Below are 24,827 nucleotides of genomic sequence, written 5' to 3' on the forward strand. Positions count from 1 at the left end.
GACGCCTTCAAACCCTGCGGGGGGAATTCCCTCGGGAGAGGGCTAGAACGGCCGGAATTCGTCGTACTCCTGCTGCGCCGAGTCCCCGCGCTGGGCGTCCCTCTCCTTGCGGCGCTGCGTGGCCGGGCGCGGAGCCTCCATACGGTGGTCCTCACCACGGCGGCCCAGCATCTCGGCGCCGGCCATCATGGTCGGCTCCCAGTCGAAGACGACGGCGTTCTCGTCGGAGCCGATAGCGACGCCGTCACCGGCGCGGGCGCCGGCCTTCTTGAGCGCGTCCTCGACGCCGAGGCGGTTGAGGCGGTCGGCGAGGTAGCCGACGGCCTCGTCGTTGTTGAAGTCGGTCTGGCGGACCCAGCGCTCCGGCTTCTCGCCGCGCACCTTGTAGACGTCCTCGGCCTCGTCGTAGGTGACGGTGAAGCCGGCGTCGTCCACGGCCTTCGGGCGGATGACGATGCGGGTCGCCTCCTCCTTCGGCTTGCGGGCACGGGCCTTGGCGATGACCTCGGCGAGGAAGTAGGAGAGCTCCTTCAGACCCGTACGGGCGACCGCGGAGACCTCGAAGACCTTGTAGCCGCGCGCCTCCAGGTCGGGGCGGACCATGTCGGCGAGCTCCTGGCCGTCCGGGATGTCGACCTTGTTGAGGACGACGAGGCGCGGACGCTTCTCCAGGCCGCCGCCGTAGAGCTTGAGCTCCTCCTCGATGACGTCGAGGTCGGCGATCGGGTCGCGGTCGGACTCCAGCGTGGCGGTGTCCAGGACGTGCACGAGCACCGAGCAGCGCTCGACGTGGCGCAGGAACTCCAGGCCGAGCCCCCTGCCCTGGCTGGCGCCGGGGATCAGGCCCGGGACGTCGGCGATCGTGTAGACGGTCGAGCCGGCCGTGACGACGCCCAGGTTCGGGACGAGGGTGGTGAAGGGGTAGTCCGCGATCTTCGGCTTGGCGGAGGAGAGCACGGAAATCAGCGAGGACTTGCCGGCGCTCGGGAAGCCGACCAGCGCCACGTCGGCGACGGTCTTGAGCTCCAGGACGATGTCGCCGGTGGTGCCGGGGACGCCGAGCAGCGCGAAGCCGGGCGCCTTGCGGCGCGCGGAGGCGAGCGCGGCGTTGCCGAGGCCGCCGCGGCCGCCCTCGGCGGCCACGTAGGTGGTGCCCTGGCCGACGAGGTCGGCGAGGACGTTGCCCTGCTTGTCGAGGACGACGGTGCCGTCCGGCACGGGCAGGATCAGGTCCTGGCCGTCCTTGCCGGAGCGGTTGCCGCCCTCGCCGGGCTTGCCGTTGGTGGCCTTGCGGTGGGGGCTGTGGTGGTAGTCCAGCAGGGTGGTGATCGCCTGCTCCACCACCAGGATGACGTCGCCGCCACGGCCGCCGTTGCCGCCGTCGGGGCCGCCGAGCGGCTTGAACTTCTCCCGGTGAACGGAGGCGCAGCCGTGGCCCCCGTTACCCGCGGCGACGTGCAGCTCGACGCGGTCCACGAAGGTGGTCATGGTTGTTCCTCCAGATACAGCGGGAATAGTCCGGAAAATCCGGTGGCAGGCCTTGCTGCCCATGAAACGTGTCTATGTCACAACGCACCGAGGGCGGACCTCTCTTCCCGGCTTGCGCCGGAAAGAGCTGAGATCCGCCCTCGGGAAGTTACGAACGCTTGATCAGCAGGAGCTGGATCAGGCGGCCGGAACGATGTTGACGACCTTGCGGCCACGGTGCGTGCCGAACTCGACGGCACCGGCCTGCAGCGCGAACAGCGTGTCGTCGCCACCGCGACCGACACCCGCACCCGGGTGGAAGTGGGTGCCGCGCTGGCGGACGAGGATCTCGCCGGCGGAGACGACCTGACCGCCGAAGCGCTTCACGCCGAGCCGCTGGGCATTGGAGTCGCGCCCGTTCCGGGTGGACGATGCGCCCTTCTTGTGTGCCATGTCTCAGTCCCTCTTACTTCGCAGCCGCGGGGATACCGGTGACCTTGATCGCCGTGTACTGCTGGCGGTGACCCTGGCGACGGCGGTAGCCGGTCTTGTTCTTGTAGCGCAGGATGTCGATCTTGGCGCCCTTGTGGTGGTCCACGACCTCGGCCGTGACCTTGATGCCGGCCAGGACCCACGGGTCGCTGGTCACGGCGTCGCCGTCGACAACGAGCAGGGTCGAGAGCTCGACCGTGTCGCCAACCTTGGCAGTGGAAATCTTGTCAACCTCAACGATGTCACCAACAGCAACCTTGTGCTGGCGACCACCGCTGCGCACGATGGCGTACACGCGGATCTCTCTCTCGCTCGATTCGGGAACCCCTGAAGCCAGCCGGCCCCGCGATGAACCGCAGACCGGCCTCCCCCGCGCCGCCAGGCGGTGCGGGAGGTGAGGTGCTCAGTGGACGGCGTGCGCATAGACACGCCAGCGACCTAGGTTACGGGCCCCGGTCCGATGAATCAAACCGGGGCCCGCTCACGCACCGTCGCTGCCGACTACTCGCTGAGGTTCGGCAGCTCGAACCGTGCGGGATAACCGTTCGCCCGCAGGTCGTCGAATTCGACCGTCGCTCTCGCCCGCAGGTCGGCTCCCGCCTCGGCCAGCCTCGACATGACCTTGGTCGACTGGTCGAAGCAAGACCTGCTGAACCGCGCACAAGTGGAGAACAGGTCGATACAGACCAGTCGCTCCTCACCGGAACCCGAGTCCGCTACCGCCTCGAACGTCGGCAATCCCCGCTCGATCTCCTGACGCAGTTCGCGCACGGAGTCGGGATCGTCGGCCTCGACCACGGAGGCGGCGAGCTGGACCAGGAGGTGCAGGACCTCCGCCCGCGATTCGGCGGTCGCGGTCGCGAGACCGGACACGAGGCACGCGGCCACCACGTCCGCTCCCGGCTGGAGGGAGCTGTTGACCGGCACCACCAGCTCTTCGATCTCGTACGCCCATCGTCCGACCGAAGCCGCGTCCCGGGCATCGACCAGCGACGCCACCAGCTGCCGCGCCTGTTCCTTCTTCACGTGATCAGCCCTTCGCCAGATCGGACGCATACGTGGTCTCCGGGTCGGGGAACGCACCCCTGCCGTAGGTGGGCTCGCAGTAGGCCGCACAGACGGGCTGGTCCTTGGGCGGATTGCCCGAACCTCTCGGCCGGACCGCCCGGGTGAAGCGGACGTCCGCCAGGTCCCCACCGACATTACGCGCGGCGCAGGCCTCGGCGCATTCGCCCGGGAAGTCGCCCTTGGGCTTGGAGGATACGCCGGACGCCACCTTGCCCGTCTTCACGTTGAAGGCACCGACGGCGACCGCGTGCTTCGACCGCATGGATGCCGGCCCCTTGGACAACCCGTCGACCACGCTGTCCCGCGCCTCATTGGCCTGCTGTAGCAGCGCTCCCTCGTCGAACGCCGGGCCTGGGGCCGACTTGAGTTTGGCCTTGGCGGCTGCCAAGGCGCCCTTGGCCTTGCCGACGGCATCGGCGGCCTTCCACCAAGCCTTGGCGCCGTCGATCAGGTCGCCCGCCAGTCCGGCCAGGCGCTTGATCAGTTGTCCGGCCTTCTCCCACTTCCACGGAGCGCCGTACTTGACCAGGACCTTGCCCGCCAGGCCGCCCGCGAAGCTGCCCGCGATGTTGAGCGCGGTTTCGCCGCAGGCGCCCAGGTCACCGCTGGAGAAGCAGTCCAGGGCCGCCGTCACACCAAGCTCGTCCATGAGGATCTTGGTGATCTGCTTGACGGCGTTCTTGACCTTGCCCTTGGCGCTGTTGAGGTTGCCCTCGGCGCGGTTCAGGTCGTCCGTGGCGTCGTTGACGTCCTGCTGATCCGGCGTCGTGTTCGTGTTGACCTTGCCGCTGGTGCAGCTGCTCGGGTGCTTCTGGCAGTACGCCCGCTCGTCCGGGTCGTACAGACCCGTCGGGTCGCTCGCCGTGACCGGGCGGTTGTGGGCGTACGCGTACGCGTTCAGCTGCTGGGCGTCGTTCGTGTCGACGACCGGGTCCGGGGTGATGAACTTGCCCAGGAACGAGTCGTACTCACGGGCGCCGATCGTCGTCAGACCGGTCGACGCGTCGATCGTGCCGCCGACGAAGCCCTTCTCCCCCGGCCAGGTGCCCTGCGGGGTGCCACGCTTGTTGCCGTAGGGGTCCATCCGGCGCTGGGTGACCGCACCCGTCGTCGAGTCGATCGCCAGCTCGCCCGTGCCGTGGTGGTCCGAGGCGAGGAAGGACAGCTTGTTGTCCGGGGTGCGGATGGCGATGCTCTGGCCCGCGAAGGCGTAGTACCGCGTCGCCTTGGCCGTGGTCGCTCCCGCGTCCAGGCGCAGCTCCATGCCTGGCAGGTACACCGTGGTGCCCGTGGAGTCCTTGCGCTGGATGCGGTTGCCGCCCGGGCCGTAGAGGAAGGTCGTCTCCGACGCCTCGTTCGTGCCGGGGGTCGTGACATTGTCCGGCTGGCTGTTGCGGACCGGGTCGCCCAGGGAGTCGTACTCCAGGGTCTGGGTGTTGCCTCCGATCGTGCGCGTGGTGGTGTTGCCCGCCGCGTCGTAGCCGTAGGTGTACTGGCGGTCGCCGGTCGGGGTGTTCTCCAGGACCTTCTCGACCTGGTGGGTGCCCGCCTTGTAGGTGAAGGTGCGCTTGACGTCCTTCGTCGCGTCCAGGCCGGTGTGGTGCGCCGTCTCGGTCAGACGGTTGCCGACCGTGTCGAAGGTGTACGAGTTCCAGTACGGGGCCGGACCGCCCAGGGCGGCCGAGCCGGGGGCCGTGGCGCAGGCCGCCGGGCCCGAGCCCGAGACCGGGACCTGGCTGCCGACCGTGCCGGCGGCGGCTGCCGCGGCCTTCGTCGTCGCCGGGGTCCAGGACTCCGTCATGCGGTTCTGGTAGTCGTACGCGAAGCACTGCAGGTCCGGCGTGCCGGCGCCCGCCGTGTCCGCGATCGACTTGACGTTGCCGATCTGGTCGTAGGAGTAGTTCGACTCCTTGACCGGGCCCGTGGTGGAGCCGTAGACGTCGACCTTCGACTGCATCAGGCGGTCGGTGCCGGTCTCGTACTGGAAGGTCTGCCAGGCCTTCTTGCCACCGGTGTTCAGCTCCAGCTGCTGGAGCAGGGTCCGGCCGGACCAGATGGCGTTGGTGACGTACGACGTCGTGCCCGTCATGCTCTTCAGGCGCTGGATGTCGTCGTAGCCGTAGGCCAGGGCCTCGGCGGGAAGACCACCTGCGGCGGGGAGCCCGTCGCTCTGCTTGGTGCCGTCACGGTTGTAGGCGCTGCTGTACACGTAGGTACCGGCCAGGCCGGTGCCCGACGAGGCGGGGACCGTGTACGCGGTCTTCAGCGGCTGGTAGAACTCGTCCATCGCCTGGACGATCGACGCGAAGTACTCCGTCGCGTTGATGTAGCGCAGCGACGCCCACTGCTTGCCGAGCCAGCCCACCTTGTCGTAGCGCTGTTCGGTGAGCTTCGTGCCGGTGGTCGCGGCACCGTCCCACGTAGTGACGACGCGGCCGAGCTTGTCGTAGACCGTCGAGACGGTCTTGAGGCGCGCGTCCGTGGTGGAGACCGGACGGTCGACTTCGTCGTACGCGGTGGTCCGCTTGCCCGAGTCCGGGTCCAGGGCCTCCGTCATGCGGCCGAGCTGGTCGTAGGTGTACGACCAGACGTTGCCCGCGGGGTCGGTGAGCTGCTTGAGCTTGCCCGCCGGAGTGTAGGCGTACTTCGTGGTGTCGTACCCGGTCGTCGGCCCGGCCGGGACGGGGGCGGCGCCCTTGTAGTGGCGGACCTCCGTCGTACGGTCCTGCGCGTCGGTCAGGGTGGTCGTCGGCGTGCCGCCGACCGGCGGATCGATGTGGACCCGGTCGCCGCCGTGGACGTACGTCGTACGCCACTGCTCGCCGCCCGCCGCCGCGAAGATCTCGGCGGTGGTCCGGCCCAGGCCGTCGTACTCGTACAGCGACTGGGCGCCGACGTCGCCGTTGCGGACGATCAGCAGCTCGTCGGAGGCCAAGCCCGCCGCGTTGTACGTGGCGTTGACCTTCGCGACCTTGCCGGTCGGCGTGTAGAAGGTGTCGGCCACCATGCGGGTGCCGCTCGGGCCCTCGGTCTGCTTCTGGCGGGGCCGCAGCAGGCTGTCGTACAGCTGGTACTCGGCGCCGTACGAGCCGTCGATCTCGATCTTCTCCGTCTTGACGGAGACCGGCTTGTCGGTGCGGAAGTTGTAGCTGTACTTGATGCTCGGCGTCTGGCCCGCGCTCTTGGAGCGGTCCGGCATCCACACCGAGACCAGGCGGCCCAGCGGGTCGAGCGCCAGGTCGCTACGCTTGCCGTTCGGGTCGGTCTGGCCGAGGGACTGACCCCACGCGGGGGCGTACTCCGTGGTGGTGACGTGGCCGAGGGCGTTGGTGACCGCCACCTGGGAGATGAGGCCGTTGACGTCGGTGTACGCCGTCTTGGTCTCGGCGCCGGAGGCGTCGGTCTGGCTGGTCGGGCGGCCGAAGCCGTCGTAGGCCGTCGTGCCGGTGACCTGGTAGGCGGGCGTGGTCCCGTTGTGGGACGTCATGCGCTCGGTCTTCGTGGCGTGGCCCACGGTGGGCGCGGCGCCGAAGGCGAGGTTGTCGTACGAGGTGCGCTCGTCGGAGAGCACCTGGATCCTGCGGTCGGGGGTCGTGGCGCACCTGACCGAGACGGTCTCGACCCGCGAGGGCAGGCTGAGCATGTTCGCAGCCGCGTTGTCCGCGTAGGTCGTGCGCGTGCAGGTGTCGTCCGCCGTGGTGGACAGGTCGCCCAGGTCCTCGGAGGTGAGGACGCGGCCCGTGCCGTTCGCCAGGTCGTAGGTGGTGTTCGACTCGGTCTCGCGGCGGCCGTCGCCGCCCTCGGTCACCGTGTAGCCGCGCGTCTTGACGGTCTTGGTGAGCGAGGCGTGGCTGGTGCCCCAGGTGTTGGTGTCCGTCGCGGTGTGGTGCCGCATCGGGGTCTTGATGACCTTGGAGACGAGCTTGTCGCCGTCGTAGGTCGCGGCCTCCAGCTCGTGGCCGCTGAACTCCTCGTGGTCGGTGTGCGTACCGCCCTCGGAGTCGGTGACCGCGACCGAACGGGTGGTGCCGTCCGGGTTCTTGTCACCGTCCATGCCCTGCAGGTACGTGTAGTCGATGCGGGTCGGCTTGGTGGTCTGGCCGCCGGTGGTCACCTTGACCTTGCCGTAGCCCTGCCAGCCGCCCCAGGTGAGGTACTTGGCCTCGGTCATGCCGTCCGGCTCGGCCTTGCGCCAGGCCGCCGGGCCCTCGTACGCGTACTGCGTGACCTGCTCGGGGGCGCCGCCGGTGCGGTCGGTCTCGATGACCTGCGCGACGACGTACTTGTGGAACCAGTCCGTGATCGGGTCGAGGAAGCCGGGCGGCGACCAGACGACCGGGTAGCAGCGCAGGGTGGACGCGCCCGGCTGGGGCAGGGCCGCCTTCGTGCAGTTCGCCGGGGCGTAATTGACGTCCAGCTGGGCGCCGGTCTCGCTCAGGACGGTGGACAGCCGGAAGCGGTGGAAGGGGGCAATGGATTCGTCGAGGCCGTCCACGCGGTTGGCCAGCTGGGTGCCCATGAGCTCGACCGAGGGGACCCTGGCGCTGCCGCCCTTGCGGCCCTCGTGGTCGATCTTGGACAGCCACAGGGTCTTCGACTGGTCGCCGTTGTCCGTGAACTGGTGCGTGAAGGTCCACGCGTCCACGTCGTCGTAGGTCGTGGCGTCCTTGCGGATCTGCGTGGTGACGCCGGTCAGCCGCTGCCGGGTCCAGAAGGACGCGGCGACCTGGCTGGCGTTGCACTTGGTGGCGGCGGGGCAGTACCGGTCCATCGGGACGTCCGGCCAGTGGGCCGCGTTCGCCGTCTTGAAGTCGGCCGGCAGGCACGCGAAGGTGTCCGTCGGCAGGCAGCGCTCCTGCGTGGTGAACACGACGCGGGCCGGAGCCTTCGCCGCGTAGACACTGCCGTCGCGCTGGCCGTAGTCGATGCGCTTGACCCAGCCGCCGGACGTGTACGGGGTGCCGTTGACGTCGGTCTTGCCGTTCAGGGCGTAGTGGTTCGTCTCCTTGCCGTAGAAGTACGACATGACGTTGCCCTGGCGGTCCTTGACGTAGTCGAGGTTCCACCGCCAGCCCTGCTGGCACGACGCGCTCGCGAAGGTCGCGTTGTAGCAGGGCTCGCCCGAGTTGTTGCCGAAGACCGGGGTCGTCCAGACGGACGAGGTCTCCTCGTTGCCCGCGGCCCAGCCCGGCAGCCGGTTCTTGCCGAAGTAGTACTCGGTGCCGTCGGTCGTGGTGATCTTCCAGTGCTCGCCGTTGTTGTCGCCGTTCACGGCGCCGGTGAGCTGCTCGACCTTGGAGCCGTCGTCGGCGGCGAACCGCCACTTGCCGTCGGCGTCGCCCTTGATCAGCGACGTGGACGTGCCGTTGAGCATCACGGTCGCGTTGTCGAAGGCCCAGCACTGCTCGGCGGAGGACGTCTGACCGTCCTTCGCACAGGGCTTGTAGCTGCGCTCGACGTATCCGGCCTCGTACGAGAAGCCCTCACCGACCCACGAGCCCTGGTTGTTGGTGTCGGAGGTACGGCCGTCCGCGGACTGTGAGGAGTAGCCCAGCCCGACGGTCGGCACCAGGCCGCCGGGGGCGGGCGGGGTACGCATCGGGTAGGACCAGGAGAAGCCGCCGGAGGAGGTGGCCACGTTCCACTTGGCCGACGGGGCCAGCGGGGTGGCGGCGTAGCTGCCCTGCCCGGAGGAGTCGCCGGCCGTGAGGGCCACCATCGAGCCGCTCGCCGCGGGACCGGCCGCCATCGTGGACATGCCGGCCGCGCGTGCCGGGGCGGTCACGTCCGCGGAGACGGTCTTCGTCTTCGGGTTGTTGACGGTCTTCAGCGGCTTGGGGAGTTCGGGGCAGGCCGCGGTGCCGGGGGCGGCGACCGCCGCACAGGCCGGCAGCTCGACCAGCTGGAGGCGGGAGCCGTAGCTGCCGCCGAAGCCGTCGGCGAAGGCCGAGTAGTCGACGTTCAGCCGGACCTGGCCGGCGTCGCCGGCCTGGTCGGCGCGCTGGACGCGCAGGAGCGCGCCGGCGCCGAGCTTCGCGGCCCGGTCGGCGGCCAGCACGTCGACCTGGATCTTGGCGGGCTGCTTGGCCCCGCCGACCGCGGCGGCCTTGAAGGAGGCGGCCGGCGCCGCGGCCCCGGCCTCCTTCGGGGCGGTGACGGTGACGGGCAGACCGCCCACCTTCACCGGGGCCGCCGGGGTGCCGCCGGCGGCCGGGACGGCCACCTCGGCGCTGCCGCTGCCGGGCCAGACGGGCTTGTCCAGCTTCTTGACGGCCGCCTTGGCCGTGGCGTTCGCCGGGCGGCCCTTGGACTTGGCGGCGGTCCCCTTGACGGGGTCGCCGAAGTCCTGGACCCCGGGCCGCTTGGTGCCGCCGGGGGCGGCTTCCAGGGCCTGGACGGACGAGGCGGACAGGGCCAGGCTCAGTCCGAGGACGACGGACCCGAGTGTCCGCCGGGATATGCGCCGATTGAGCAATCGGCCGCGTAGAGACATCAGTGCACTCCACAGGGAAGGGGCAGGAAGGTACTGCGGGAGCGGACAGGTGTGCCCGCCCTGCGAGGGGCGGGCACACCTGTCCGGTGAAGGGGACTAGCGGTCGGTCAGCTCTCCGGTTCCGGCGAGCTGGATGACCGCGGTCGGGTCGATGGCGCCGTTGTATACACGGACCTCGTCGATGGCTCCGGCGAAGTACTCGGCGTTGCCGCGGGCCGAACGGCCCACCTGGAGGCCGCCGGTGGCGGCCCACGTGGTGTTCTCGACGCCCTGGGCGGAGGCCAGCTGTCCGTTGACGTACAACCGGATCTGACCGGCGAAGGCGTCGTAGACGACGGCGAGGTGCTGGCCGATCGGGTTGGTGTCGGGCAGCGTCTGGTCGTCGGAGAAGCTCTTCACCACTGCTCCGGCCGTGTCCGTCGTGGCCACGGTCAGCTCCCAGCGCTGGGTGGCGCCCTGGTAGCGGACCTGGACCCGGTTGGTGTTCGTGCCGGGCAGCGAGAACACGGTCTGCGAGGCCGTGGAGCCGAGCGAGCCCATCTGGACCCGCGCCGAGAGCGTGAAGCTCGCGGCTCCGGTGACCGGGGCGGTCGCCGTCGAGGCGTAGTCACCGCTGCCGTCGAGGACCAGGTGACCGGCCCCGACCAGGGGGGAGACGGGCTGCGGGTCGGCGAGCGGGTCGGAGAGGTCCGGGACGTAGAGGGTGGCGTTGCCCGCCAGCGTCAGCGCCTGACCGCCCGCGACCTCCGGGGTGGTGTTCGCCTGGAGGGCGTTCAGCTGCCAGTAGCCCTTGCGTTCCGGCTTCACCGTGGTGATCTCGGTGATCTGGCCCGGCAGCAGCGGCCGGCTGAAGACGCGGACCTCGGCGAGGTCGCCCGCGAAGGCGTCCTCGTAGCCCGCCTTGTCGATGTGACGGCCGATCTGGAACGCACCGTACGTCTTCCAGGTGGAGCGACGGATCGTCTCGCCCTTGCGCTCGTTGTTGACGTACAGCTGGATCTTGCCGGCGGCCCCGTCGTAGAGGCCGGTCAGCAGCACCCACTCGTCCTTGACCGGGACGACCCCGGTGGACAGGGCCTTCCACTCGCCGATGCTCTCCACGTCACCGACCGGGACGGAGAACTTCCAGGTCTTGGCGACGCCGTCGTAACCGAGGACGAAGCCCGGCTCGCCGGTGCCGTCCTGGCTGACCACCGTCATGTCGCGGCTCAGGTCCGAGGGGCGGACCCAGGCGCTCACGGTGAAGCCCTTGAGGGTGTCGAGCACCCCGCTGCCCGCGTCGACCCAGCTGTCCGCCGTGCCGTCGAAGCGCGCCGCCCGGTCGATGGTGCCGCCCGGGCCGGGGACGCCGAAGGTGACCCCGGGGCCGAAGCCGGCCGGGTACTTGCCCTGCTCCTCATCGGCGGCGTCGGTCCCCACCTCGTCGCCGAGGTTCCACTGCGCCGCCGCGGTCGCGCCCGCTGCCACGTAGAAGCTGTACCGGGCCAGGGCACTGGGGTGCGCGGCCTTGTCGACCGCCACCACGTCGACCCAGTGCGGGCCGGGCCGGGTGGGCGTCCAGCTCACCGAGGCGGGCCCGCCGGCCGCGGTGTTGGCGACGTCCTTGAAGACCTCACCGTCGAAGGAGTAGCGGTACTTGATGACGTCCGTGTCGGGCACGGCGTCGTTCGGGTTGGGCGAGAAGGTGAAGGTGCCGGGGGCGCCGACGCCGTCGTGGTACTCGTTGGTGGCCGGGTACTGGGCGGAGATCACGTTCGGCTTGCCCGGGAAGGACTTGTCGTACATGAACTCGCACTTGCCGCTCCACGGACCCCAGCCGTCGCCGTCATGGGTGACGGCGCTCCAGGAGATCACCGTGTTCTCGGGGATGGTCGACTGCACGGTGTGCTCGAACGGCGTCGAGGTGGTCGGCGCCTTGTAGGCCGTGTCCGCTTCGTAGGACTTGGCCACTCCGGCCGCGTCCTTCCACTCGACCTTGAAACGGACCTTGACCTGCTCGCCCAGGTCGGCGTCGTTCGCGATGGCGCGCAGCACCGGCGGCACGTCGGTGTAGGGGCGGCCCGTCCCGGTGACGCAGGCGCCGCCCGGGTTGGACGACATGGCGGAGGTGCTGATGGCACCCGGCAGCGTGTTGTAGCTGATGCTGAGGTACGCGTTGCCGCACACCCGCTTCCAGCCGCCGAAGGTGCTCTCGTCCTGGGCCCGGAGGTTGAAGAGCATCGAGGGCCAGCCCTCGTTGGCCGCGGTGCGCACGCTGTTGGTCAGGCCGCCGGTGGCACCGGACTTGAAGTGCATGTTGGCCGGGGACTCGCAGCTGGTGGGCTGGATCTTCTGGTCCAGCGTCTCCAGCGTCGTCAGCGTGGTGTTCTGCGTGTTGGTCCAGTTGCTGAGGCTGTCGATGTGGGCGGTGCTGCCCCCGATCCGCTGGAGCTGGATCGGTTCGGCACGGGCGTCGGCCCAGTACACGTGCTGGACGCGCGCGCTGAAGGTCGCGCCCAGGATCTGCTTGCCCTTGTAGAAGGACAGCGGGATCTGGAAGGCGACGCGGCGCACGCCGACACCGGCGCAGGAGGCGGCGCTGTAGTCCGTCGGGCACTTGCCGACGCCCGCGCTGCCGGAGTACCGCCACTCGCCGATCGAAGGCTTGCCCGACATGACGGCGGTCCAGCCGGAGCGGTCGGCGGTCTTCACGATGGGGTCGATGACCACGGGGAAGACGGTGGCGCCGTCGCGCAGCATCTTCTGGTCAGGGACCAGGGTCAGCTTGTCCGCGGACAGCTCGATGCCGAGGGGCGCGGCCTTGCCGCCGCCGCCCGGGCCTTCGAGGGCCGGGACGAGCGCCTCGGCGGCCGCCTGGCCGGTCGGCGCGTCCGCGCGCGCCGCGGACAGCGACTGGGCGACGGCCTTGGGGCCCTTGGTGCGGGCGGCGGCCTCCTGCGAGGCGGCCGAGTCCCACATGCTCGGGGCACCGGACTGGAAGACCGTGCCGCCGACCGCGCTGTCCTCGGCGGTGACGGCGCCGTTCACGTCCTTCTTGTACGTCAGGCCCTTGGCCTTGAGGCCCAGGTCCAGGCGCTGGAGGCGCGGATCGGCGGCGGCTTGGGGGGTCTTGACGACGAGCAGGTGGCCGAAGCCGTTCGCCTCGGCGCGCACCTTGAGGTCGACGCCCGGCAGGGCATCGGGATAGGTGGCCGTGTCGCCGTCGAGGACGGGCGCGGCGAGCTTGCCGTAGGGCCAGGTCAGCGCCATCTCGTGGGTGCCGCGGCGCAGCGTGACGAACGGCTTGCCCGCCGCGCCGTCGGAGAAGACCAGGCCGACCGTGGCCGCCTTCGGGCCGACGCTGCCGTCCGCCCGCCTGACCAGGGTCTTGTCGATGTCGACCCACGCGCCGTTCTGCACGGCGTGCACCGGCTCGGTGTACTCGCGGGCCGTGTACGTGCCGTCCGGCGCGGCGAAGATCTCGCGCTGCTCGGTGCGCAGGCCGAGGACCTCGACCTGCTTGCCGCTCTTGCGGGCGGCCGCGAGGGCTTCCTTCTCCGTCTGGACGGGGGTGCCGACGGCGACGGGCTCCGGGGAGCGGGCCGCGTCGGTCCCGCCGGCCAGGTCCAGGCCGAGGGTGGTGGCCACGACGGCTCCGGCGGTCACCGCGGCGAGCGAGGCCCGCCGCAGCACCGTACGGCGCAGGCCGCCGGGCGTCTTGTCGTACGTCGCGTCCTTCATCGGACCACCGTTCCGAAGGTGTTGGCCCCGGCGGGGATCCCGCCCTCTCCGGGCTTGAAGGTCTCGACGGGCGCTCCGCCCGTGCCGCTGAGCGTCCACGAGAACAGGTAGACCGCACGGCCCTCGGCGGTGCCGTACGGCATGCCGACGTAGAGGCCTGCCGTACCGCCGCCGATGCTCATCCCGGCGTACTGGCGGGGCGCCTCCGGGGTCGGGATCTCGGAGCCCGGTTCCAGGATCTTGTCGGCGCCGGGCGCTCCGACCAGCGGGAACATCTGCACGACACCGCGGTCGACGACGCCGTTGGCGGCGTCCTCGCCCGGGACGCCCACGGCGAGACGGACGGTGGACGCCGTGCTGGTGGTCGCCGGGGCCGTGTTGATGGCGGCCAGACGCTGGCCGAAGTAGTCGCCCGCCTCGGACTCGCCGCCGACGTCGGTCGAGTTCTGGTCGATCCAGACGGTCTCCGTGTACGCCCCGGCCGCGTCGAGCTTGAACACCTGGACGGCGCCCGCGTCGACGGTGGTGGACAGGTCCTCGCCGGGGCTGCCGACGACGAGGAGCGACTCCGTGGTGCTGGTGGCCCCCGCGGCGCGGTAGGGCACCGCGGCGAGCGCCGTGCCGAAGCCGTCGCCGTTCTCGCAGGCGCCGAGCACGTTCGGGGTGTCCTGGGTGATGACGTTCAGCGGCTTGGGCTGGCCGGAGGTGAGGGCGTGACTGAAGATCGTCACCGCGCCTGCCTCTGGGATGGCTGCCTGGGCCTCACCCGGGGAGCTGACCGCGAAGTGCGTCGGGGTGGCGGTCATGGCCGAGCCGAAGCGGTCGTACGGTTCCTGGACGTCGGGCACGGCTCCCGCGGTGGCCGTGTCCTGGGTGACGAAGGCGGCCGTGACCGTGGTCGAGCCGGCGAAGTAGAGGAAGGCGCCCGCGTCGACGGTGGTGGACAGGTCCTCGCCGGGGATGCCGGCGGCGAGGAAGGGCACTCCGGCCGCGGACTTGCCCGCAGCGATCGAGTAGCCCGTCCAGTCGTACGCCTCCGGGCCGATCCCGGTCAGCAGGCCCGAGCCCTGGACGTGCTCGACGGTCGTCTTGCCTGCGCCGAGGCCGGTGGGCGAGCCGTGGACGACGACGATCCGGCCGGCGTCGACCTGGGCTCCGATGTCCTCGTGCGGGGTGCCGATCGCGAGGTCGCTGCAGCCGTCGAGGTCGGCGTCGTAGACGGCCATGGCGTAGCCGAAGCGGTCGCCCGCCTCGGACGGACCGGCCTGGGCGGCCTCTTGGGTCAGCTCCAGGTTGCCCTTGCCTCCGCCGTACACGATGTGCACGACTCCGGCCTTGGAGACGCCGTTGACGGTCGCCTCCGGATCGGCTATCGCGGTGTCGCGGACACCGTCGCCGTTGAAGTCCGACTCGGCGCCGCTGCAACCGGTCGCCGCGGCCGCCGGGGTGGCCAGCGGCAGGGGGCCGGTCGTCAGGGCCAGTACGAGGGCGGCGGCCGAGCCGGCCAGCATCCCTCTGGCGGCGTACCGCCGCCTGGCCGCGCCGTGTGGCGCGAGGTTGGTTCTGATCACCTTGGGTTTCCGTCTCCGTGGAATTCGGGGTCGCTGAAAAACGGCCGGAATTCGATGGAGCAGAAAATGGTGCATGCGCGAAAAACCGGACAATCGTGCACCTGACCGTGTGCACGCGTCCGCATTCCCCCCGACTGCCGGGATCCCCCACCCGTGACCGCCGCCTAAAGCGTCGGCAAACCATCCCTCGCCTGGTGAGCCCGGACAAGAGGCGATGTCGGACATCGGGCGGTCTTGTCTTCTAACGGATTGGTTACTTCTGGGTACAGGCAGCGAAAAGCCCCGCCCGGCACCGGAATCCGGTGCCGGGCGGGGCGGGTGGAGCAGGGACCGCTAGGTCAAAATCAGCCTTCGGTCGGAGCCGAGACGGAGGGGAGCGTCTGCTGCTCCGCCGCCGCGGTCTTCTTCGTCGCCCGCTTCGCCACGGTCTTCTTGGTCGTGGCCGCCTTCTTGGCCACGGTCTTCTTGGCGGCCGCCGCCTTCTTGGCCGGGGCCTTCTTCGCCGTGGTCGCCTTCTTGGCCGGGGCCTTCTTGGCGGCCTTCTTGGCCGGGGCGGCCTCCTCGACAGCGGCGGCCTCCTCGACCGGCTTCGCGGGCTCGGTCACCGGGGTCTCGACGACCACCACGGCGGCCTCCGCCGCGCCTGCCGGGGAACCGGCGGGCGCCGTGGCCTTACGGGTGGCACGCCGGCGCGGACGGGCCGGCGCGGCCTCCGCCACGGGGGCCTCCTCGACCACGGCGACGGGCTCCGGCTCGACGACGGGCTCGGGCTGCGGCTCCACGACCGGCTCCGGCTCCGGCACGACGACCGGCTCCGGGGCCACCTCGGCCGCGGGGGCCGGGGCGCCCGCCGGCGCGGTGGCCTTACGGGTCGCCCGGCGACGGGTACGGCCCTTCGGCGCGGCCTCCTCGACCGGGGCCGGGGCGGCCTCGACCGTCTCCGCGGCCTCGACGGCCTCGGTGACGACCTCGGCGACCGGCTCCAGGACGGTGTCGGCCGGCTCGGTCACCGGCTCGGCGACGACCTCGGCCACGGGGGCCGGAGCCTGCGCCGGGGCGACCGCACCGCGCGGGGCGCCCGCCGGAGCGGTGGCCTTGCGGGTGGCACGGCGCCGGTTGCGGCGGCCGCTCAGGCCCGCGGCGGCCTCGGCCTCGGCCGGGCTGCTGTAGAGCTCCTCGTCCGCGACGAACTCCGGCTCGGGCAGCGCCCGCGGCGCGGCGACCTCGGCGGCCACCTCCGCCTCGGACTCGAAGCCCTCCACCTCGACCGTCTCGATCTCGTGCTCGTGCTGGTCGAACTCCGCCTTGCCGGCACGCCGCTTGGCGCGCTTGCCGTTGCCGCCGCCGCCGATCGCGGTCGGCGTCTCCATGTGCACGATGACACCGCGTCCGTTGCAGTGGACGCAGGTCTCGGAGAAGGACTCCAGGAGACCCTGGCCCACCCGCTTGCGGGTCATCTGGACCAGGCCCAGCGAGGTGACCTCGGCCACCTGGTGCTTCGTACGGTCGCGGCCCAGGCACTCCAGCATGCGCCGCAGGACCAGGTCGCGGTTGGACTCCAGGACCATGTCGATGAAGTCGATGACGACGATGCCGCCCAGGTCGCGCAGCCGCAGCTGGCGCACGATCTCCTCGGCCGCCTCCAGGTTGTTCCTGGTGACGGTCTCCTCGAGGTTGCCGCCCTGACCGGTGAACTTGCCGGTGTTGACGTCGATGACGATCATCGCCTCGGTCTTGTCGATCACAAGCGAGCCGCCCGAGGGCAGCCACACCTTGCGGTCGAGCGCCTTGGCGAGCTGCTCGTCGATCCGGTACGTCGCGAAGACATCGACCTCGGAGGTCCAGCGGGACAGCCGGTCGGCCAGGTCCGGGGCCACGTGGTTCACGTAGCCGTGGATGGTCTCCCAGGCGCCGTCGCCGCTGACGATGACCTTCGAGAAGTCCTCGTTGAAGATGTCGCGCACGACGCGGACGGTCATGTCCGGCTCGCCGTACAGCAGGCTCGGCGAAGAGGTCGAGATCTGCTTCGACTTCTTCTGGATGTCCTCCCACTGGGCCTGCAGACGCTCGACGTCGCGGCGCAGCTCGTCCTCGCTCGCGCCCTCGGCGGCGGTGCGCACGATGACGCCCGCGTCCTCGGGGACGATCTTCTTGAGGATGGTCTTCAGACGCGCGCGCTCGGTGTCGGGCAGCTTGCGGCTGATGCCGGTCATCGAGCCCTCGGGCACGTAGACCAGGTAGCGGCCGGGCAGCGAGACCTGGCTGGTCAGGCGGGCGCCCTTGTGGCCGATCGGGTCCTTGGTGACCTGCACGAGGACCGACTGGCCGGACTTGAGGGCGGACTCGATGCGGCGCGGCCCGTTGGCCATGCCGAGCGCCTCGAAGTTGACCTCACCGGCGTACAGGACCGCGTTGCGGCCCTTGCCGATGTCGATGAAGGCGGCCTCCATCGACGGCAGCACGTTCTGGACCTTGCCCAGGTAGACGTTGCCGACGTACGAGGTGGCCTCTTCCTTGTTGACGTAGTGCTCGACGAGCACGTTGTCCTCGAGGACGCCGATCTGGGTGCGCTCGCCGGCCTGGCGGACGACCATCACACGCTCGACGGCCTCACGGCGGGCCAGGAACTCGGCCTCGGTGATGATCGGGACGCGGCGGCGGCCCTGCTCGCGGCCCTCGCGGCGGCGCTGCTTCTTCGCCTCCAGGCGGGTCGAGCCCTTGATGGACTGGACCTCGTCGGACGGCTCGGCCTTCTCGCGGGCCGGACGCGGCTCGCGGACCTTGACGACGGTGCGTACGCCCTCCTCGACCGCTTCTGCCTCGGCGGTGACGTCGGCGGGCTCACCGCTGCGGCGGCGGCGACGGCGGCGACGGCGGCTGGAGCTGGAACCGAGGGCCTCGTCGGCCTCGTCGAACTCGGCGGCCTCTTCGGCCGTCTCGGCCTCCTGCTCGGCGGCCTCGGCCTCGGCCTCCTCCTCGGCGGCCTCGTCGAGGTCGGCGGCCTCACCACGGCGGCGGCGACGGCCACCGCGGCGACGGCGGCGCGAGGGGCGCTCGCCCGACTCGTCGCCCTCTTCGAACTCCGCGGCCTCCTCGTCGAGCTCGGCGGCCTCGGCCTCCGGCTCCTCCTCCGCGAGCACCTCGGGAAGGGAGACCGGCGCGGACTCGGCGACCGGAGCTGCCTCGACGGCGCCACGCCCACGGCGACGGCGGCGGCCGGCGGGCTGTGCGGCGGGGGCCTGGACGACCTCGGCCTCGACCTCGGTCTCCTCCTCCTCGACCTCTTCGGCCGGGGCGGCGGCGCGAGCGGCCGCGGCGGCCATGGCGGCGGTCTCCGGGGTCTGGAACATCGGCTCGGCGAACACCGGGGCCTGGAACACGGGCACGGCCGGACGCGCGGCGCGGCGGCCACGGCCGGCGGCGGGCGCCTCGGTCTCGGCGGCGGGCTGCGCAGCGGCGGCCGGGGCCGTGGAGCGGGTGGCGCGGCGGCGGCCGCCGCGCTTCGGCGAGTCCAGGGCGTCGGCGACGGTGAAGGCGCGGGCGGCGGCCTTGGGGGCCTCCTCCACGACGGCGGGCTCGGCGGCGGGAGCGACCTCGGCGGCCGGAGCCTCCGGAGCCGTCACGGCACGCGTGGCACGGCGACGGGCACGCGGAGCGGGAGCGGCCGGGGCCTCCTCCTCGACCACCGGAGCAGCCTCGGCCACCGGAGCGGCCTCGACCACCGGCGCCTCCACGACCGGAGCGGCCTCGGCGGCCTCGGCGGCCGGAGCCTCCGGAGCCGTCACGGCACGCGTGGCACGACGGCGGGCACGCGGAGCGGGAGCGGCCGGGGCCTCCTCCTCGACCACCGGAGCAGCCTCGACCACCGGCGCCTCCACGACCGGAGCGGCCTCGGCAGCCGGAGCCTCCGGAGCGGCCACGGCACGCGTGGCACGACGGCGGGCACGCGGAGCGGGAGCGGCCGGAGCCTCCTCCTCGACCACCGGAGCAGCCTCGGCGGCCGGAGCCTCCGGAGCCGTCACGGCACGCGTGGCACGGCGACGGGCACGCGGAGCGGGAGCGGCGGGCTCCTCGGCGGCCGGGGCGGCGGCGACCGGGGCCTCGACGACGACGGTCGTGGCGGCCGGGGCCTCGACGACGACGGCCGCGGCGGCCGGAGTCTCGGGAGCGGCCACGGCGCGGGTCGCGCGGCGGCGGGTACGAGCGGGTGCGGCGGCCGGGGCGGCCTCCTCGGCGGGGGCCGCAGCGGCCTCCGTCACCGGGGTCGCCTCGGCGGCGGCCCCGCCGGGCGGACCGGCGGGCCGGGAAGCGGCGCGGCGACGCCTGCGCGGAGGCAGGTTGTCGCTGGGGCCGCCGTTGTCGGCGTTACCGGCGGTGGTGATGTCGTTTTCGTTGTTGAGCATTGCGGGCGGTTCTCCCGTCACGCTCCCGGGCGCCGCGGCTGACTTCCGGTCCGGCACGGCCCCGCGCCATTGAGCGCGGAACCGGCCTCCGGGGCGCGTTCGCCACACGGGAGCTGTAGTCCATGGCCGCCGGTTCCGTACGTGTTGTCCGTACGGCCTGGCGGAAGTCTTCAGGTCTGTGCGCGGCCCGACCCAGGTGGCTCCCGAGTGCCAGGGCTGCGCGACGACGACGATCCTTACGCGGCGGGACCTTCCGGCGCCTTCGCGTCGGCGGCTACGGCGGCCGTGGGTGGGGCGGCCGTGTCAGCCTCGCGGTCGGGCGCGAGCGGGTCGGTCACCGTGCCGGACTCCTCGTCGAAGAGCCCCTGCGCCAGCCTGGTCACCGCTGAGGGGACCGGCGGCGCCAGGTCGGCCACAGCTCGGAGACCGGACAGGACGTCGTCGGGTCGCACGGCAGGTGTCAGATGCCGAACAACCAGCCGCAGTATCGCACAGGCATTGTCCAGGGGCCTATCAGCCGGGGCGGGAAGGGCGTGCAGACTCACGACCGCGCCGCGCGTGTCGAAGGTCCGCATGCCGTTCTTGGTGCGGCGTTGCACCTCCACGGTCTCGGCGGCGAGGAAGGCCGTCACGGCCCGTTCGGCCTCCGCGGGCTCCACGCCGTCCAGGCGCAGCTCCCATACGGAGGCGGTCAGCCGGTCCGCGAGGCCCGAGGTGCGGGCCTCGACGGCGTCGATGATGTCGAGCCCGGTCGGCATCGACTCGTCGAGCAGCTCACGGAGCTTCTCGGGGTCGCGGGGCTCGGCGAGGGCGATCTCCAGGTACTCGGCCTCGCTGCCGGTCCCGGTCGGGGCGGCGTTCGCGTACGAGACGCGCGGGTGCGGAGTGAAGCCGGCCGAGTACGCCATCGGCACCTCGGCACGGCGCAGGGCGCGCTCGAAGGCGCGCTGGAAGTCACGGTGGCTGGTGAACCGGAGGCGGCCGCGCTTGGTGTAGCGCAGTCGGATGCGCTGCACCACCGGTGCGGGAGGCGGGCCTTCGGGCTGTCGCTTGCCCAGTGGTTCTTCTCCTTGTGCGGGGCTCCGCGGCTCGCGCGTCGCCCTGAGCGTCTGGGGGCCGGCGGGCCACGCCCTGCCTCCGGCTCACCCCTGCCGTTCGTGGAGGGAGATCTCGGGAGCGGGCGTGTTGCCTGCGGCTGTCGTACTACCCAGAGTACGCGCCCGTGACCTCGCCGGTTCCACGGGAGGAGTACCCCCGCGAGCGCCGTCCGCTCAGTCGAGGGACCCTGGCTCCGCCAGCCACCGGGTCCGCAGGTCGATGTGCTCGGCGAGGGTCTCGAAGTCCCGGTCGTAGTGCAGCACCGTCAGGCGGTGGCGCGCGGCGGTGACCGCCACGACCAGGTCGACGACTCCTGCGGAGCGGACGCATCCGGCTTCGGCCAGAGCGCTCTGCGCGGTACCGATCCTGTCCCACACGTCGTCCGGGATCTCGTGCCACACGTACAGATCCGCGAACGCCTGCCGCATTTCGGCGTATTGGGCGGGCGACCGGGCGGAATACAGGGCTTCGGCCTCCGTCACGGCGCACATGCCGATCCGTCCGGCGGCCATCGCCGGACGCCACGTGGAGAAGGGCCCCGGAAGGGTGATCCGGTGCACAGCAGAGGTGTCGATCAGAAAGGCCCCCTCGGTCAGCTCCCCCACGACTTACGCACCTCCGCCTTGAATCCGGCCTCACGCCCCTTGTCGAAAGCGCCCTCCTCGTCGAGCTTGACGAGGGCCGCCAGGGCTCGCTGCCGACGGACCCGCGCTCCTATTTCCCCCAGCGCGGCGTTGACCGTGTCCTTCTTCGTCGTGGTGCCGAGGGCCTCCATGGCGAGCGCGAGTGCTTCCTCGTCAATGTCGATCACGGTCTTGGCCATGCCGGCCACCTCCTGGAAGCAGGGGCAGAGTATCGCTCCATCTATATGACCAGGATATCTCCGCACCGCAAGGGCAGAAACCTCAAGCCACCCCTCGAATGAATATGCCCCCCACCGTTCCCGGTGAGGGGCACATCGGCCGACGCGGCGGCGTCAGCCCGAGGTCACTTCACGACCGACAGCGGCAGCAGCTTCTTGCCCGTCGGGCCGATCTGGATCTCGGTCTGCATCTGGGGGCAGACGCCGCAGTCGAAGCACGGGGTCCAGCGGCAGTCTTCGACCTCGGTCTCGTCGAGGGCGTCCTGCCAGTCCTCCCAGAGCCAGTCCTTGTCGAGACCGGAGTCCAGGTGGTCCCAGGGCAGGACTTCCTCGTACGTGCGCTCACGCGTCGTGTACCAGGCCACGTCCACGCCGTACGCGGGCAGCGTCTTCTCGGCGGCCTCCATCCAGCGGTCGTACGAGAAGTGCTCGCGCCAGCCGTCGAAGCGGCCGCCCGACTCGTACACGGCGCGGATGACGTCGCCGATGCGGCGGTCGCCGCGCGAGAGGAGGCCCTCGACGATGCCCGGCTTGCCGTCGTGGTAGCGGAAGCCGATGGAGCGGCCGTACTTCTTGTCGCCGCGGATCTTGTCGCGGAGCTTGCCCAGGCGGGCGTCCGTCTCCTCGGCCGACAGCTGCGGCGCCCACTGGAACGGGGTGTGCGGCTTGGGCACGAATCCGCCGATCGACACCGTGCAGCGGATGTCGTTCTGGCCGGAGACCTCGCGGCCCTTGGCGATGACGTTGACCGCCATGTCGCCGATCTGGAGCACGTCCTCGTCGGTCTCGGTCGGCAGGCCGCACATGAAGTACAGCTTCACCTGGCGCCAGCCGTTGCCGTACGCGGTGGCGACGGTCCGGATCAGGTCCTCTTCCGAGACCATCTTGTTGATGACCTTGCGCATGCGCTCGGAGCCGCCCTCGGGGGCGAACGTCAGACCGGAGCGGCGGCCGTTGCGGGTCAGCTCGTTGGCCAGGTCCACGTTGAAGGCGTCCACGCGGGTCGACGGCAGGGACAGGCCCACCTTGTCGTCCGTGTAGCGGTCGGCGAGGCCCTTGGCGATGTCGGCGATCTCGCTGTGGTCCGCGGAGGACAGCGACAGGAGGCCGACCTCCTCGAAGCCCGTGGCCTTCAGGCCGCGCTCCACCATCTCGCCGATACCGGTGATGCTTCGCTCCCGCACGGGGCGCGTGATCATGCCGGCCTGGCAGAAACGGCAACCGCGGGTGCAGCCGCGGAAGATCTCCACCGACATCCGCTCGTGGACGGTCTCCGCGAGCGGTACCAGCGGCTGCTTGGGGTACGGCCACTCGTCGAGGTCCATGACCGTGTGCTTGGACACGCGCCACGGCACGCCGGAGCGGTTGGGCACGACACGGCCGATGCGGCCGTCGGGCAGGTACTCGACGTCGTAGAAGCCGGGGACGTAGACGTTGCCCGTCTTCGCGAGGCGCAGGAGGACCTCCTCGCGGCCACCGGGCCGGCCCTCCGCCTTCCAGGCGCGGATGATCTCGGTCATGTCGAGGACGGCCTGCTCGCCGTCGCCGATGACCGCGCAGTCGATGAACTCCGCGATCGGCTCGGGGTTGAAGGCCGCGTGGCCGCCCGCGAGGACGATGGGGTGGTCGACCGTACGGTTCCTGGCCTCCAGCGGGATGCCCGCCAGGTCCAGGGCCGTGAGCATGTTGGTGTAGCCCAGCTCCGTGGAGAAGGACAGGCCGAACACGTCGAAGGCGGAGACGGGGCGGTGGCTGTCCACGGTGAACTGCGGCACCTTGTGCTCGCGCATCAGCTCCTCGAGGTCCGGCCACACGCTGTACGTGCGCTCGGCGAGGACGCCCTCGCGCTCGTTGAGCACTTCGTAGAGGATCATGACGCCCTGGTTGGGCAGCCCGACTTCGTACGCGTCCGGGTACATGAGCGCCCAGCGGACATCGCAGCTCTCCCACTCCTTGACCGTGGAGTTGAGTTCACCGCCGACGTACTGAATGGGCTTCTGCACGTGCGGAAGCAGGGCCTCAAGCTGAGGGAAGACCGACTCGGTCATCACGCGACTTTCGTGAAGCGGGCAGGGGGCAGCTCTCAAGCGTACCCCCAGGCTCGGCCGCCCCCACCCACATGATCATCCCAGTGCCGACCTCAGCGAAGGGGCGGAAGCCTTGACCCAGATGTCCGGAAGCTCCCGTTCGCTCCGCTCGGCCGCCGCCTCCTCCCGGCCGTAGAGCACACCCCAGGTGAATCCGGGCTCCCCCGCGTCCGCCGCCTGAACGGCGAGGCCGCGCAGGGCGTCGCGGGCGACCACGCTGTCCTGGTGGTCACCGAGCAGGGACTGCACCTTCTTCAGCGCCTTGGCCAGGCGTTTCGCCGGTTTGCCGAGCGCGGGCACCGCCGCCTCCGCCGCGTACCGGGCGCGTTTGGCCGCCTTGCGCGCCTCGTGCAGGGCCAGGTCGCGCTCATGGCCCGCCTCCAGGGAGAGCGCCGTCTCGATCCGGCCGGCGAGGCGCTCGTAGTCGCGCAGCACCGCCTTGGGCAGGACGCTCTCCGCGGGGCGGGCGGCGGCCTTGCCCAGCGGCGGCGCGTCCAGCAGGGCGTCGAGGGAGTCCAGGAGGGCGAGGTAGCGCTCGGTGTCGAGTACGGCCAGGGCCCGGCGCCGCGACGCGGAGCGGCGGGTGTCGTTCCATGCGCGCAGGCGGTCGTCGACGGGTCCCGCCGACAGGGTGGGCGGCAGTTCGTCGAGCCGGGTCCGGATCCGCTCCAGCAGGACCTCCTGGTCGCGGTCGACGCCGAGTTCGCCGCCCAGCCAGCGCAGTTCCTCGCCGACCGGGTCGGTGACGGCCCGGTCCAGCACCTTGCGGTACGACTTCAGGGCGCTGCGGAGCCGGCGGGCGGCGACCCGCATCTGGTGGACGGAGTCCGGCAGGTCGCGCCGCACCGCCGGGTCGTGGGCGATCAGGGAGTCGCGCTGTTCGCGCAGGTACGCCAGGACGTGCGCGCCCGCCGTGCCCTCGGGGCCGTCGTCCGCGGACCGGGCGGGGGGCTCGGCGCCGGTCTCCGTGAGGGCCCGGGCGAGCTTCGAGGGGGCGTCGGACACCCGGAGCCCGGCCTTGCGGAAGCTCTTCTCGACGGCGTCGAGCAGTTCGGGGTCCACCCCGTCGGCGAGTTCCACCTCGACCTCGGTCCAGGCGGCGGTGGCCTCGCCCCGCTCGGCGAGGACCTCGTCGGTGCTCAGCTCGGCGAGCAGGGCTCCGTCGGCGTCGAGCAGGTTGCTGACTCGGCGCGAGGAGACCAGCCTGACCTGCGGCTGGAGCCCGGCGTCGCGCACACGGGAGCGGACGAGCGAGGCGAGGGAGGCCGGGACGGTGTCGCTGAGCGCGGCCCCGATCTCGTCGCGCACGCCCGGGGAGACGGGCAGTTTGAGGTGCCAGCCCGCGTCCGCCCCGCCCGTTCTGCGCCGCAGGGTCACGCCGTCGGCGGCGAGCCGCTGGTCGGGGGTGTCGTAGTAGACGGCGTCGAGGTCGACGGTGCCCTGGGCGGAGACGGCCGCGATCGCGGCCGTGCCCGTCAGGTCCGGCACCCCGCGCCGGGCCGCTGCGGCCTTGGAGAACTCGAATTTCCGCTCGATCTCACGCTTGGTGTCCGCCATAGACCGAAC

Annotated in this window: 13 protein-coding genes; all 13 read right to left on the reverse strand. The window is 71.4% G+C overall.

Translation table 11 applies throughout. The features are described 5' to 3' along the window. Nucleotides 1-42: 42 nt before the first annotated feature. Complete coding sequence (gene obgE, locus ACZ4TV_RS30080) at nt 43-1,488, reverse strand: GTPase ObgE (RefSeq protein WP_468138275.1); 1,446 nt, start codon at nt 1,486-1,488, stop codon at nt 43-45. Between the two features lie 177 nt (nt 1,489-1,665). Next, nucleotides 1,666-1,920 (reverse strand): 50S ribosomal protein L27, encoded by a 255-nt coding sequence (gene rpmA, locus ACZ4TV_RS30085; RefSeq protein WP_069920265.1) that lies wholly within the window; start codon nt 1,918-1,920, stop codon nt 1,666-1,668. Nucleotides 1,921-1,933: 13 nt separating this feature from the next. Beyond that, nucleotides 1,934-2,254, reverse strand: coding sequence for a 50S ribosomal protein L21 (gene rplU / locus ACZ4TV_RS30090; protein ID WP_015033583.1), 321 nt, complete (start codon nt 2,252-2,254; stop codon nt 1,934-1,936). 206 nt (nt 2,255-2,460) lie between these two features. After that, entirely contained in the window at nt 2,461-2,985 is a 525-nt protein-coding gene (locus tag ACZ4TV_RS30095; RefSeq protein WP_468138276.1) for a hypothetical protein, read from the reverse strand. A gap of 4 nt (nt 2,986-2,989) precedes the next feature. Beyond that, a complete protein-coding gene (locus tag ACZ4TV_RS30100; protein ID WP_468138277.1) occupies nt 2,990-9,520 on the reverse strand; it encodes an RHS repeat domain-containing protein in 6,531 nt (2,176 codons plus the stop codon). 96 nt (nt 9,521-9,616) lie between these two features. Further along, entirely contained in the window at nt 9,617-13,240 is a 3,624-nt protein-coding gene (locus tag ACZ4TV_RS30105) for a LamG domain-containing protein (protein ID WP_468138279.1), read from the reverse strand. Then, the gene (locus ACZ4TV_RS30110; protein WP_468138280.1) at nt 13,237-14,811 is read right to left on the reverse strand and encodes a VCBS repeat-containing protein; all 1,575 of its coding nucleotides are present in this window, start codon (nt 14,809-14,811) and stop codon (nt 13,237-13,239) included. The genes ACZ4TV_RS30105 and ACZ4TV_RS30110 overlap by 4 nt, the downstream gene beginning before the upstream one ends. A 344-nt stretch (nt 14,812-15,155) precedes the next feature. Continuing rightward, nucleotides 15,156-19,214, reverse strand: a complete 4,059-nt coding sequence (locus ACZ4TV_RS30115; RefSeq protein WP_468138281.1) for an Rne/Rng family ribonuclease — start codon at nt 19,212-19,214, stop codon at nt 15,156-15,158. A gap of 236 nt (nt 19,215-19,450) precedes the next feature. Then, on the reverse strand, nt 19,451-20,230 hold the full coding sequence (locus ACZ4TV_RS30120) for a TIGR03936 family radical SAM-associated protein (protein WP_468138282.1): 780 nt from the start codon (nt 20,228-20,230) through the stop codon (nt 19,451-19,453). Nucleotides 20,231-20,485: 255 nt separating this feature from the next. Further along, nucleotides 20,486-20,917, reverse strand: a complete 432-nt coding sequence (locus ACZ4TV_RS30125; protein ID WP_468138283.1) for a PIN domain-containing protein — start codon at nt 20,915-20,917, stop codon at nt 20,486-20,488. Next, the gene (locus ACZ4TV_RS30130) at nt 20,905-21,135 is read right to left on the reverse strand and encodes a type II toxin-antitoxin system VapB family antitoxin (protein ID WP_468138284.1); all 231 of its coding nucleotides are present in this window, start codon (nt 21,133-21,135) and stop codon (nt 20,905-20,907) included. The genes ACZ4TV_RS30125 and ACZ4TV_RS30130 overlap by 13 nt, the downstream gene beginning before the upstream one ends. A gap of 164 nt (nt 21,136-21,299) precedes the next feature. Then, nucleotides 21,300-23,225 (reverse strand): TIGR03960 family B12-binding radical SAM protein, encoded by a 1,926-nt coding sequence (locus tag ACZ4TV_RS30135; protein WP_468138285.1) that lies wholly within the window; start codon nt 23,223-23,225, stop codon nt 21,300-21,302. Between the two features lie 72 nt (nt 23,226-23,297). Continuing rightward, nucleotides 23,298-24,818 carry a CYTH and CHAD domain-containing protein gene (locus tag ACZ4TV_RS30140; RefSeq protein WP_468138287.1) on the reverse strand — a complete coding sequence of 507 codons (1,521 nt, stop codon included), beginning with the start codon at nt 24,816-24,818 and terminating at the stop codon, nt 23,298-23,300. Between the last annotated feature and the right edge of the window lie 9 nt (nt 24,819-24,827).

The sequence above is a fragment of the Streptomyces sp. NPDC028910 genome, from assembly GCF_055564955.1.

What these genes read in the sequence shown, in the direction of transcription:
- obgE (WP_468138275.1), bottom strand. Translation starts at nt 1,488, where the DNA reads ATGACCACCTTCGTGGACCGCGTCGAGCTGCACGTCGCCGCGGGTAAC.
- rpmA (WP_069920265.1), bottom strand. Translation starts at nt 1,920, where the DNA reads ATGGCACACAAGAAGGGCGCATCGTCCACCCGGAACGGGCGCGACTCC.
- ACZ4TV_RS30100 (WP_468138277.1), bottom strand. Translation starts at nt 9,520, where the DNA reads ATGTCTCTACGCGGCCGATTGCTCAATCGGCGCATATCCCGGCGGACA.
- ACZ4TV_RS30105 (WP_468138279.1), bottom strand. Translation starts at nt 13,240, where the DNA reads ATGAAGGACGCGACGTACGACAAGACGCCCGGCGGCCTGCGCCGTACG.
- ACZ4TV_RS30115 (WP_468138281.1), bottom strand. Translation starts at nt 19,214, where the DNA reads ATGCTCAACAACGAAAACGACATCACCACCGCCGGTAACGCCGACAAC.
- ACZ4TV_RS30130 (WP_468138284.1), bottom strand. Translation starts at nt 21,135, where the DNA reads ATGGCCAAGACCGTGATCGACATTGACGAGGAAGCACTCGCGCTCGCC.
- ACZ4TV_RS30140 (WP_468138287.1), bottom strand. Translation starts at nt 24,818, where the DNA reads ATGGCGGACACCAAGCGTGAGATCGAGCGGAAATTCGAGTTCTCCAAG.